Origin of the sequence: Pedobacter aquatilis (assembly GCF_032678405.1) — a bacterium.
GTDB lineage: Bacteria > Bacteroidota > Bacteroidia > Sphingobacteriales > Sphingobacteriaceae > Pedobacter > Pedobacter aquatilis_A.
In genome coordinates this window covers 816,911-829,356 of sequence record NZ_JAVTSJ010000001.1, presented here as the reverse complement: position 1 = coordinate 829,356, position 12,446 = coordinate 816,911, and the positions used below count along the sequence as shown (strand labels likewise).

The following is a 12,446-nucleotide window of genomic DNA, read 5'->3' as shown; positions in this document are numbered from 1 at the left end:
AAAACGCATTTCTTATTAGCATGACAGTACATGACAGTACATGACAGTTAAATACATTTCAATTTCTACATTCGAAAACCAAATATAAACCAAATAGTATGCAGGCAATTTTAGGCGTTATTTTTCATTTTATCGGAGGTTTTGCTTCCGGCAGCTTTTATATACCCTACAAAAAAGTTAAAGGCTGGGCCTGGGAAAGTTATTGGATTGTTGGCGGGATTTTCTCCTGGCTAATTGTTCCGCCCCTGGCTGCATTTTTAACCATTCCGAATTTTACAACGATTATTGCCAGTACAAGCGGAAGTATTTTACTGCTAACTTATTTCTTTGGTATACTGTGGGGAATCGGAGGCTTAACTTACGGACTTGGTGTTCGCTATTTAGGTGTTTCGCTTGGCAGTAGTATCATTCTGGGACTTTGCATGGTGCTTGGTTCAATCTTACCATCTATATACTTCGGTTTTTTTTCCCAGGCTGGTAAAGATACTTTTGCCATGTTTTTGGAAACCGATTGGGGCAGGATGGTTTTACTAGGACTTTTAGTTTGTGTTTTGGGAATTATTATCTGTGGTAAAGCAGGTGTGATGAAAGAAAAAGAAATTAAAACTGCTGTTACCGACCCTCATGGATTAGAAGTTAAAACGGAATATAAATTTGGTTTAGGTTTATTTGTTGGCATTGTATCGGGCGTGTTGAGTGCTTGTTTTAATTTTGGTATTGAAGCAGGAAAACCAATGGCCGATGCAGCTAATGCAATCTGGAAAGCCGCAAATCCTTCAGAAACTGGAAATTTTCTTTTTCAGAATAATGTAACCTATGTAGTGGTTTTGTGGGGTGGCTTAACCACAAACTTTATCTGGTGCATGATTTTGAACGCCAGAAACAAAACTTTCGGTGATTATACAAAGGCAAGTACGCCTTTATTAAAAAATTATATTTTCTCGGCACTGGCGGGTACCACCTGGTTTTTACAGTTTTTCTTTTACGGAATGGGCGAGAGCAAAATGGGTAACGGCGCAAGCTCGTGGATTCTCCATATGGCTTTCATCATCTTAATTGCAAACGTTTGGGGCTTGGTTTTGAAAGAATGGAAAGGTGTTTCAAAGAAAACCTTATTAACGGTTTTAGCCGGGATTTTAACCATAATATTATCTGTACTCATTGTTGGGTACGGAAATTCAATCAAATAAATTTTAAAAAAGTAAAATATTAATATACATGTCTGTTAAAGAAACAAATTATAAGTACGTAAGCTACTTATGGGATGAAGAAGAGGCTTCAAAATTAGCCGGAGATGAAGTTGCATTATTAATTTATCGGTCTAATTTGTTAGGTGCCGATTTACGTTTAACAAATTATGGGGGTGGAAATACCTCTTGTAAGCTGCTCGAAAAAGACCCTTTAACAGGTTCAGAAACTGAAGTGATGTGGGTTAAAGGTTCAGGTGGCGATTTAGGTACTTTGAAGAAAAGTGGCCTTGCTGCGCTGTATGTAGATCGGTTAAGAAGCCTGAAAAATATTTATCGTGGTGTTGAGCATGAGGATGAAATGGTTGAATTATTTAACCATTGCATTTTCGACTTAAGTTCTAAAGCACCCTCAATCGATACACCATTACACGGTTTTCTGCCATTTGCGCATATCGATCATTTACATCCTGATGCTGCCATTGCAATCGCAGCTGCGAAAGATGGTAAAAAAATAACCGAAGAATTATTTGGTGGCACCATTGGATGGGTTGAATGGAAAAAGCCAGGTTTCGAATTGGGTTTAACACTTAAAAAATGTCTGGATGAAAATCCTGGTATTCGAGGCATAATGTTAGGTTCTCATGGTTTGTTTACCTGGGGTAATACAGCTTATGAAAGTTATGTAAACACCTTGGATGTAATTGAAATTTGCTCAGCTTATCTGGCACAGAACTATGGTAAAAAAGGACCAGTTTTTGGCGGACAGAAAATTGAAAGTGCCGAAGCTGATAAACGTAAAAAGCAGGCAGCAGCTTTAGCACCGGTTTTGCGTGGATTATGTTCTTCTAAACAACACATGATTGGTCATTTTACGGATGATGCCCGTGTTTTAGAATTCATCAATTCAAACGATCTGGCTCGTTTAGCACCAATGGGAACAAGTTGTCCCGATCACTTTTTAAGAACTAAAATCAGTCCGCTGGTTTTAACACTTACAACTGATGCCGATCTATCAGATGCTAAAGTTCTAAAAGAAACTTTAACGCCTGCTTTTGAAGCATACAGAGCAATGTATACCGATTATTATGAGGCTTGTAAACACTCCAATAGCCCTGCTATCCGCGATACTAATCCTGTGGTAATTTTATATCCTGGAATTGGAATGTTTACTTTCTCTAAAGATAAACAAACGGCCAGGGTTGCGGCAGAATTTTATATCAATGCCATTAATGTAATGAAAGGTGCTGAAGCGATTTCAGAATACACTTCTCTGCCACATCAGGAAGCTTTTAATATCGAATACTGGTTACTGGAAGAAGCGAAGCTTCAGCGTATGCCAAAACCAAAACCATTAACAGGAAAAATTGCCCTGATAACAGGGAGTGCGGGCGGCATTGGAAAGGCGATTGCTAAAAAGTTTGTTTCTGAAGGCGGTGTAGTGATTTTAAATGATATGAATGCCGAACGTTTGGCGGCAGCTGGAGAAGAATTTAAAACTCAATTTGGTAAGGATTCGTACAGTACCACCATTTTAAATGTAACCAGCCAGGAAGATATTAATAATGCCTTTGATGCAGCAGCATTAGCCTTTGGAGGGATAGACATTGTCGTAAATAATGCCGGTTTGTCAATCTCAAAAACAATTGGCGACCACACTGAGAAAGATTGGGATTTACTATACGATGTTTTAGTAAAAGGTCAGTTTTTTATCACGCAAGCTGCAACAAGCACCATGCAAAAGCAAAATATTGGTGGTGATATCATTAATATCGTAAGTAAGAATGCACTGGTTAGCGGACCAAATAATGCAGGCTATGGTAGTGCAAAAGCGGCTCAGTTGCATCTGAGCAGGTTAAATGCAGCAGAACTGGGTGCAGATAATATTCGTGTAAACGTGGTAAATCCCGATGCGGTAATCAGTGATAGTAATATATGGGCTGGCGGCTGGGCCGAAGGCAGAGCAAAAGCTTATGGTATAACGGTAGCTGAATTGCCTGCCTATTATGCAAAACGTACCTTGTTGAATCAAATTATCTTGCCTGATGATATTGCAAATGCATGTTTCGCCTTTGTTGGCGGCTTATTGCAAAAATCTACAGGAAACGTTTTAAATGTTGATGGTGGCGTAGCAATGGCATTTGTAAGATAATTAATGTAGTTTTAGTAAGTTGTTTCAAAAGGCCCGTAGCTCATTGCGGGCCGAAATAACTTTTTCAACCAAAATCCGGGTAGTCTAATTACTGCTCGTTAAAAAAGAAATATTACCTAACCTCAGCTTTTTTAGCTGTATTAACCGAATAGACTGATGAATATTGAGCAGAACCAGATAGAAAAACATAACGATGCCCTTTTAACTTCACATCAGCGTAAGCTAAATTTTTTAAAAGAAGAATGGTCACAAATTGATTTAGAAAATGTAATTCAGAAACTGGTAGATTTTCAAATTGCGATACCGAGCTGGGCTTTAGGTACCGGCGGAACCCGTTTTGGTCGTTTTGCCATAACAGGTGGAGAACCACGAACAATTGAAGAGAAAATAGAAGATGTAGGCTTACTTCATGCTTTAAATGGTGCCAGCGGTGCAATTTCACTACATATCCCCTGGGATATCCCTCAAAATGCCGAAGCATTAAAAACGCTTGCCACCAGTTACGGATTGAAGTTCGATGCCATGAACTCCAATACCTTTCAAGACCAGGCAGGCAGTACCCATAGTTATAAATTCGGCTCATTGCAAAATGTAAACAAAGCTATCCGCAAACAAGCCATTGAGCACAACATCGAAGTAATTAAACATGGTATTGCGTTGGGTTCAGATGCGCTTACGGTTTGGCTTGCTGATGGTTCTTGTTTCCCCGGTCAGTTAAATTTCCGTAAAGCATTTGAAAACACTTTAGAAAGTTTGGAAGAAATTTATTCGGCTTTGCCTGATAACTGGAAAATGTTTGTAGAGTACAAGGCATTTGAGCCTAATTTCTATTCTACAACCGTTGGCGATTGGGGACAATCATTACTGTATGCCTCGAAATTGGGTGAAAAAGCCTATACATTGGTCGATTTAGGCCATCATTTGCCAAATGCAAATATCGAGCAAATTGTGTCGTTGTTGTTAATGGAGGGTAAATTAGGAGGTTTCCACTTTAACGATTCCAAATATGGCGATGATGATTTAACTGCCGGAAGCATTAAGCCTTATCAGTTATTTTTAATCTTTAACGAGCTTGTTGAGGGGATGGATGCAAAAGGAATGAACCATTCAAAAGATTTGGGCTGGATGATAGATGCTTCACATAATGTAAAAGATCCGCTTGAAGATTTACTGCAATCGGTTGAAGCAATAATGATTGCTTATGCCCAGGCATTATTGGTTGATAGAAAAGCGTTAAATGCTGCACAGGATAACAATGATGTGGCAGGTGCACAGGAAATTCTCCAAAATACTTTCCGCACTGATTTAAGGGCCTTGGTTGCTGAGGCAAGGTTAAGGGCAAATGCAGCATTATCTCCTGTTAGTTTATACCGTGAGCTAAATGTTCGTCAGAATTTAGTTAAAAACCGTGGGTTGGCTACAGTAGCTACAGGTTTATAATTTAAGGAGGAAGAAATGCCAAAAACTGTTGCAGCGATATTTGATGTTGGGAAAACAAATAAAAAGTTATTTCTTGTTGATGAAAATTATAACATCGTTTATGAGCGTTCGGCCCGTTTTGTAGAAACAAAAGACGAAGATGGCGAACCTTGTGAAAACCTGGAAAGCCTCCGTACCTCTGTTTTTGATTCATTGAATCAGGTTATGCAGTTAGAGGAATACGATATTAAAGCGATTAATTTTTCAACATATGGTGCAAGTTTCGTGTATCTTGATGAAAACGGAACGCCATTAACACCGCTTTATAATTACCTCAAAGCTTATCCCGAAGATTTAAAAAACGATTTCTATGCCAGGTATGGGGGAGAAGCAAAGATTTCTTTAGAAACTGCTTCACCTATATTAGGTAGTTTAAATTCGGGAATGCAATTATACCGCCTTAAAAAAGAACAGCCTGAAGTATTTGCAAAGGTGAAATATGCATTGCATTTACCCCAGTATTTAAGTTATTTAATTACAGGAAAGGCAGTAGCAGATATTACAAGCATTGGCTGCCATACACAGCTTTGGGATTTTAACAAAAATGAATACCATAAATGGGTTGTAGATGAAGGTTTGGTAAATAAATTTGGTACTTATACTGCAGCCGATTCAGTTGATGAAGCAAAATTTGAAGACCGGAATTTCAAGGTCGGTGTTGGTTTACATGATAGTTCTGCAGCATTGATTCCTTACCTGGCTAATTTTTCAGTTCCTTTTGTTCTGCTATCAACCGGAACCTGGTGCATTAGTCTGAATCCGTTTAATCAGGAACCTTTAACTTCAGAAGAATTAAAACAAGATTGTTTGTGCTACATGCATTTTAAAGGAAAGGCAGTAAAAGCATCCCGAATTTTTGCCGGTTATGAACACGAAATACAGCTTAAACGTATTGCTGAGCATTTTGATAGGGCAGCTTACTTATTTAAGCACTTGCAGTTTAACCCCGCAATGATCTTAAGACTTGCTAATAAAATTCCTGAAAATCAGAATATTCAATCGGTGTTTTCAGAGAAATCTGCTTTTGGGGATAGGGATTTAAATATATTTCAAACCGCTGAGGAAGCCTATCATCAGTTAATTTTCGATTTGGTAAAACAACAGGTTTATGCCCTGAAACTGGTTTTAAATGAAGGTGTAAAAAGGGTTTTTGTAGATGGAGGTTTCGGGAAGAATGCAATTTACATGCATTTACTGGCTACATCCATCCCCGATATAGAGGTTTACGCATCTTCAGTTTCTCAGGCTACTTCAATCGGAACGGCTTTGGCAATTCATGATTCATGGAACCAGAATCCACCACCTAGCGATATTATTCAATTAAAATATTATTCTGCGATACAACGCAGTCTGCAATTCTAAATACCTTATAAAATGAGCTGGAAATACAATTCCAATTATCCCTCAATCGACGATTTAAGAAACAAGGCCAAATCAAAAATACCTGGATTTGCCTTTGAGTACCTGGATGGTGGCTGTAACGAAGACGTAAATTTATTCCGGAATACGGATGATATCAGGGCCTTAGAGTTATTGCCCTTTTACATCAGGGATTTCAAAGAAACATCTTTAAAAGCAAATCTTTTCGGGCATACTTATGATGCCCCTTTTGGTATTGCGCCAGTTGGCTTACAAGGTTTAATCTGGCCCAATGCACCCGAAATTTTAGCAAAAGCGGCTTTTGAACACAACGTGCCTTTCATTCTGAGTACGGTTAGCACTGCTTCAATTGAAAGGATTATGAGCATAACCGAAGGAAACGCATGGTATCAGCTTTACCACCCGGCCGAGGCAGATATAAAAAACAATATTATCGACCGTGCTGAAGCTGCAGGTTGTAAGGTACTTGTAATTCTTTGTGATGTGCCAAGTTTTGGTTTTCGGCCGCGTGATATCCGCAACGGACTTGCCATGCCTCCAAAAATGACATTGAAAAATATGTTGCAGATTGTTGGCCGTCCTGAATGGGCGTTAAGAACCCTTTTTCACGGACAACCGGCTTTTGAAACCATGAAGCCCTATATGCCTAAAGGATTAAACATGAAACAACTGGGTTTGTACATGAATAAAACTTTTTCAGGCAGATTAAATTCAGAGCGAATTGCAGCTATCCGCGATAAGTGGAAAGGTAAACTGGTTTTGAAAGGGGTAGCAACAGAAGAGGATGCACAACTAGCCGTTCAACTCGGTTTAGATGGAATTATTGTTTCTAACCATGGCGGCCGTCAGCTTGATGCCGGACAGTCATCGATTAAGCCTTTAATACAGATTGCCCCGAAATACAAGGATAAATTAACGGTGATGATGGATAGTGGCGTTCGATCGGGGCCGGATATTGCCCGTAGCATAGCTGCGGGAGCCGATTTTACCTTTCTTGGACGTACATTTATGTATGGTGTAGGAGCATTAGGCAATGAAGGCGGCAACCATACCATTGGCATGCTTAAAACGCAGCTTAAACAGGTTATGGACCAGTTAGGTTGCGAAAGAGTAGAAGATTTATATCATCACCTTTCTTAAGTTAGCATTAAATCTTTATTTCAGTTCCAGTGGTGTGTAATAGACAGACCACTGGAACTAATACATTTTAACCGAAGTTAATCGTTAGGGAACCTGCACTATTTAGCAAGTAAACTAGTAATTTCGGTATTAAATTCTTTAACAAATTCATCATAATATTTGCCTGTGGCAGGGCCATTGTAACCTGTATGAATTTGTGCCACATTTCCACTTTTATCAATAATTATGGTTGTAGGGAAAGATAAAAATGAATTCAATGCAGGCAAAGATTCTGATACGGCTTGTTTATCAGCTTTACCAGCAATTACCTGATCGTATGTTATACCGAAACGGTTTCTGAAATTCGTCAAAGCTTTCTTCACATAATCTGCATCCGTTTGTCTTTCATAATGTAAAGCAATTACCTCAACACCACGCTTTTTATTCTCTTTATACCATGGTGCAATAAAACCTGCCTCATCAATACAATTAGGGCACCAGCTTCCTGTAATCGTTAACACAACAACTTTGTTTTTATACTTTTCATCCTTAAGTGAAATCTTTTTGCCGTTAACATCAGGAAAAGAAAAATCGAGGGTTTTATAACCATCTTTCAGGTAGGTAAGTTTATAGGCATCCGGAAGCGCGGCATCTTTATTTTTAGTTCCGGTAAATGGCTGGGCACCCCTTGCACCCAAAATTTCGCCACTTAAGGTTCCGTCATTGTTAAATGTTCCTTTATAGTAAGCAGGCGATGAGCCGATAAAGCTCGATAACTGAAACTCATTTCCCTCAACAATACCTTCCAGATAGCGTGAATCACCAGTTATACGGAGAAACGTTCCGGTAAGTTTATTCCCGCTTTGCTTAAATAAACCAACTGTTTTTTCTTCTTTGCCATCAGGAGATTTAAAGATGACATCATAACTTCCCGAGAAATCTGCAGCGGCAGCTTTTCCATTACTTTCAAAACGGTAATTTTTCTTTTCAGCCGACACCAGCGTTGCCCGTCCGGTACCATTCTGTTTTCTTAAACTTCCATTAAGCGTGTTACCATTAATTCCAAGTGCAAGCTCATTATCAAATTGGTCGAGTTTAACAAAAATAGAATCACCAACCTGTTTAATAGGGCCGCCTTCAAAACTTTCTTCAGCATTGCGGAAGTACAATTTTTTAACACCTGATTGCTCCGCAATTTCAAAATTAAAAGGTATTTCCAGTCCTTCTTTAATTTTAAAAACACCCCGCCATTTACCATCTGCAATAAAAGTTTTTGATTTTGACAGTTGCTCCGTTTTAGCATTTGCAGATGCCAGACTTGTTTGCGAGAAAGCCACGCCTGTATTTAATGCAGTTAATGCTATTGTTATGTATGTGATTTTTTTATTCATTGTGTGTGGTAATCTACTAAATAAGTCGACAAATATAGGCATGTATTGGGCAAACAAAAAAATTTTAAATAAAAATCTATAAAAACTATAGGATAAATGGAATTAGTTATATCTTTGCGGCAGTTATTTTAAAATTACTTATCAAGAAAGGTGGAGGGAATGGCCCTTTGAAGCCTTAGCAACCGTCTGTGAAAACGGAAATGGTGCTAATTCCATCCGGAATGATTTCCGGGTAGTTAAGTCAGTAAGAATGCATTTCCTTATGATTAATATAGGAGCACTTCTGATTTTACGGGGGTGCTTTTCTTTTGGCGCTTTTCTGGTAAGTTGTTTTTATTAAAAATCATTAACATGAAAAAAACAGACGAGCAAAACCTACACAATTGTATTTTCTTACCACACATCGGTTATTTCCGAATGTGTAAAGCCTGTTAAAGATTAAAAAATAACAGGCCTCAACGGTATATCTAACATTTGTTTCCTTCAAAAAAAATAATGGTTTTTAACCATCGGGGAACTGCTATGCCCAAATAATTCGCTTTAACTTATCATTATTAAAATTATGTTCAAAAAAATCAAACTGCCGGTTTTCATACTTTTGCTCCTGCTTGCGCAAAAGTTATCGGCTCAAAATTCAATCGTAACCGGAACCGTCCGGACATCTGCCGGTGAAAGCATTCCGGGGGTATCGGTTTTGGTTAAGGAAAGTAAGCAGGTAGTTGCAACCGATGCAAAGGGTGCTTTTTCGATTAATGTATCGGATAAAAATACCCTCGTTTTTTCTTACATCGGTTTTCAAACCCAGGAAATTCTGGTAAATAAAAACGCCGGGGCGCTAACGATTACTTTACAATCCAGTGAAAATGCTTTGGATGAAGTTGTTGTTACGGCACTAGGCATCTCACGACAAAAAAAATCACTCGGTTATGCTGTTCAGGAATTGAAGGGGCAGGATTTAACAGAAGCCAGGGAATCGAATCTGGTAAATGCACTTGCCGGAAAAGTTGCTGGTGTTAGGGTAACAAATAGTCAGGGCGACATGGGTTCTTCGCGTGTGGTGATCCGTGGTGAAACCTCTATTTCAGGTAATAACCAGCCGCTGTTTGTAGTTGATGGTGTTCCGGTTGATAACTCCCAGTTGAATTCCGGTGGCGCAAGAGATTATGCAAATGCCATTTCAGATATAAATGCTGATAATATCGAATCGATAAGTGTACTTAAAGGCCCGAATGCGGCAGCACTTTATGGTTCAAGAGCAGCAGCAGGAGTTATTCTGATTAAAACAAAAACAGGAAAGTCAAAAAAAGGAGTGGGGATTACCTTAAATTCAAATGCCGTAATTGAAACGATTGCCACATTGCCTGTTTATCAAAATGCTTTCGGACAAGGTTCTGAAGGGAAATTTAGTTATGTTGATGGAAAGGGCGGCGGTGTTAACGATGGCGTTGATGAAAGCTGGGGTCCAAAGCTCAATGGCCAGTTAATTCCACAGTTTTACTCTAAAGGTGTTGCTGTTCCATTTGTGGCGCATCCGGATAATGTCCGCGATTTTTTTGAAACGGGCTATACTTTGAATAATGGTATTGCAATAGCCGATGCTTCTGAAAAATTCGATTACCGGTTATCGTACAATAACCTTAAGCAAGTTGGGGTAATTCCGAACTCCGGCCAGGGTAAGAACAATTTTGCCCTGAATACAACTTTAAGACTTACACCAAAACTAAGCATTAATGCTAATGCGAATTACAGTAAGCTTTCTTCTGATAATTTACCTGGAACCGGTGGTTCAAGGTCTACAAGTACCATGCTGCAGTTTACCTGGTTTGGCCGTCAGGTTGATATTAACCAGCTGAAAAACTATCTTGATGAAAACGGAAATACATTTAACTGGAATAACAGCTATTACAGCAATCCATATTGGGTGGCTTATGAAAATACTGTTGCCCAGAGCCGAAATCGTTTAATAGGAAGTCTGGGGTTAAATTATAAAATTATCGATGGCCTGGAATTTAATTTCCGTTCGGGAACAGATTATTATAACGACAGGAGAAAAATCAAAATTGCTTACGGTACAAATGGAACACCCTACGGCTCTTACATGGAGAATGGATTTACCGTAAATGAAAATAATACCGATGCAACGTTAAACTTAAATAAACAATTAAGTGCTGATTTTAGTCTTGAGGGACTATTAGGTAGCAATATTCGTTCGCGTTATATAGAGCAAAACGACCAGAGTGCACCAAGGCTTGCTGTTGCTGGTCTATACTCATTAAGCAACTCACGCGACCCGCTTATTTCTTCAAATAACTATAGCAAATTAAAATCTTACAGTGTTTATGCGTCGGCGCAGGTTGGTTTCAGAAATTATCTCTTTGCAAACATTACCGCCCGTAACGATTGGTCATCAACACTTGCAGCACAAAACCGCTCTTATTTTTATCCTTCATTTAATGGAAGTTTGGTGCTAACGGAAGCTTTCGATATCAAAGGCCAGTTTCTTGAGTATGCAAAAATCCGTGGTGGCTGGTCTAAAGTAGGTAAAGATGCTGATCCATACCGCTCAGTAAATACCTATGTTTTCGGTGCACCATTTGGTTCAAGTCCGCAACTTACCACTTCAGCCACTGATTTAAACCCAAACCTGAAGCCCGAAACCACAACTTCTTCCGAATTGGGAGCCGAAGCGGTTTTCTTAAATAAAAGGTTAAGATTGGATTTAAGTTTATATAATACCAATAGCTACGATCAGATTTTAAGTGTCGATGTAAGTCCTTCAACCGGATTTCGCTCGAAGCTTTTAAACGCTGGTAAAATCAATAACAAAGGTATTGAGGTACAATTAGGCTTAACACCTGTTAAAAAACAATTTACCTGGGATATCGACATCAACTATGCGGCAAACCGCAGTAAAGTTGTTGCGCTTGATGCTGCCGGCTTATTGCAAAACTATGTTATTGCTTCAAATTCAGCACAGGTTATTGCAGCTGTTGGCCAGCCTTACGGTACGCTTTATGGCAATGCCTTTCTTAGAGATGGAAATGGAAATATTGTTGTCAACGCAACTGGAGCCCCCCAAACTGATCCAACCAAGAAGGTCTTGGGGAAATATACGCCCGATTGGATAGGAGGGATTTATAATACTTTCAGCTATAAAGGCTTTAGTTTAGGTGTATTGGTTGATGCCAGTTTTGGCGGCTCAATATACAACGGTACTTATGCTACCGGAACTTACACAGGCGTTCTCGCTTCAACTTTACCAGGTCGTGCTGCCGAATATGGCGGTATTTCCTATTACTATCCTGGCAATGTTAAAGCTAATGGAACAGTTAGGGTTAACGGAACTGCGCCTGCTGGCTTAACGGTTTACGACGACGGGATAATTTTTGATGGTGTTACAGCCGATGGTAAGAAAAATGAAAAGATTTTACCTGCTCAGCAATATTATAAATCATTCAGAACGATTGATGAAGCCAATATTTTTGATGCCTCTTATGTTAAGCTTCGCGAATTGAAATTAAGCTATAACCTGCCGTCGGGCTGGATTAAGCATTTGAATTTGCAGGGAGCTTCTGTTTCGCTCGTTGGGCGAAACCTTTGGATTATCCATAGAAATGTTAAGGATATAGATCCTGAAGTTGCTTTTAATACGGGGAACGGACAGGGTTTAGAGAGCCTTTCAAATCCAACTACACGCAGTTACGGAATTAACCTGAATATCAAATTTTAACAGTTAAA

At 39.1% G+C, this 12,446-nt stretch carries 7 protein-coding genes and 1 riboswitch; of the genes, 6 read left to right on the top strand and 1 reads right to left on the bottom strand.

Features of this window, described 5'->3' with window-relative positions; genetic code table 11:
* Positions 1-98 precede the first annotated feature (98 nt).
* The 5 genes from rhaT (at position 99) to R2R71_RS03500 (ending at position 7,338) form a co-directional block, all read left to right on the top strand.
* Positions 99-1,190 (top strand): L-rhamnose/proton symporter RhaT, encoded by a 1,092-nt coding sequence (gene rhaT / locus R2R71_RS03520; RefSeq protein WP_316829861.1) that lies wholly within the window; start codon positions 99-101, stop codon positions 1,188-1,190.
* Positions 1,191-1,218: 28 nt separating this feature from the next.
* Positions 1,219-3,339, top strand: coding sequence for a bifunctional aldolase/short-chain dehydrogenase (locus R2R71_RS03515; protein ID WP_316829860.1), 2,121 nt, complete (start codon positions 1,219-1,221; stop codon positions 3,337-3,339).
* 156 nt (positions 3,340-3,495) lie between these two features.
* Complete coding sequence (locus R2R71_RS03510) at positions 3,496-4,779, top strand: sugar isomerase (RefSeq protein ID WP_316829859.1); 1,284 nt, start codon at positions 3,496-3,498, stop codon at positions 4,777-4,779.
* Positions 4,780-4,794: 15 nt separating this feature from the next.
* Positions 4,795-6,180: an FGGY-family carbohydrate kinase gene (locus R2R71_RS03505; RefSeq protein WP_316829858.1), complete on the top strand. Its 1,386-nt coding sequence runs from the start codon at positions 4,795-4,797 to the stop codon at positions 6,178-6,180.
* A gap of 12 nt (positions 6,181-6,192) precedes the next feature.
* On the top strand, positions 6,193-7,338 hold the full coding sequence (locus tag R2R71_RS03500; RefSeq protein WP_316829857.1) for an alpha-hydroxy acid oxidase: 1,146 nt from the start codon (positions 6,193-6,195) through the stop codon (positions 7,336-7,338).
* Positions 7,339-7,436: 98 nt separating this feature from the next.
* Here the strand turns inward: R2R71_RS03500 and R2R71_RS03495 are convergent, their stop codons facing one another.
* The gene (locus R2R71_RS03495; RefSeq protein WP_316829856.1) at positions 7,437-8,708 is read right to left on the bottom strand and encodes a TlpA disulfide reductase family protein; all 1,272 of its coding nucleotides are present in this window, start codon (positions 8,706-8,708) and stop codon (positions 7,437-7,439) included.
* Positions 8,709-8,843: 135 nt separating this feature from the next.
* A riboswitch (SAM riboswitch) is annotated at positions 8,844-8,951 on the top strand.
* A 319-nt stretch (positions 8,952-9,270) separates the two neighbouring features.
* Here R2R71_RS03495 and R2R71_RS03490 point away from each other — a divergent pair.
* Positions 9,271-12,438, top strand: a complete 3,168-nt coding sequence (locus tag R2R71_RS03490; RefSeq protein ID WP_316829855.1) for a SusC/RagA family TonB-linked outer membrane protein — start codon at positions 9,271-9,273, stop codon at positions 12,436-12,438.
* The last annotated feature ends 8 nt before the right edge of the window (positions 12,439-12,446 follow it).

Bases quoted from the DNA above. Each gene is read 5' to 3' on its own strand.
- rhaT (WP_316829861.1), top strand. From the start codon at position 99: ATGCAGGCAATTTTAGGCGTTATTTTTCATTTTATCGGAGGTTTTGCT.
- R2R71_RS03515 (WP_316829860.1), top strand. From the start codon at position 1,219: ATGTCTGTTAAAGAAACAAATTATAAGTACGTAAGCTACTTATGGGAT.
- R2R71_RS03510 (WP_316829859.1), top strand. From the start codon at position 3,496: ATGAATATTGAGCAGAACCAGATAGAAAAACATAACGATGCCCTTTTA.
- R2R71_RS03505 (WP_316829858.1), top strand. From the start codon at position 4,795: ATGCCAAAAACTGTTGCAGCGATATTTGATGTTGGGAAAACAAATAAA.
- R2R71_RS03500 (WP_316829857.1), top strand. From the start codon at position 6,193: ATGAGCTGGAAATACAATTCCAATTATCCCTCAATCGACGATTTAAGA.
- R2R71_RS03495 (WP_316829856.1), bottom strand. From the start codon at position 8,708: ATGAATAAAAAAATCACATACATAACAATAGCATTAACTGCATTAAAT.
- R2R71_RS03490 (WP_316829855.1), top strand. From the start codon at position 9,271: ATGTTCAAAAAAATCAAACTGCCGGTTTTCATACTTTTGCTCCTGCTT.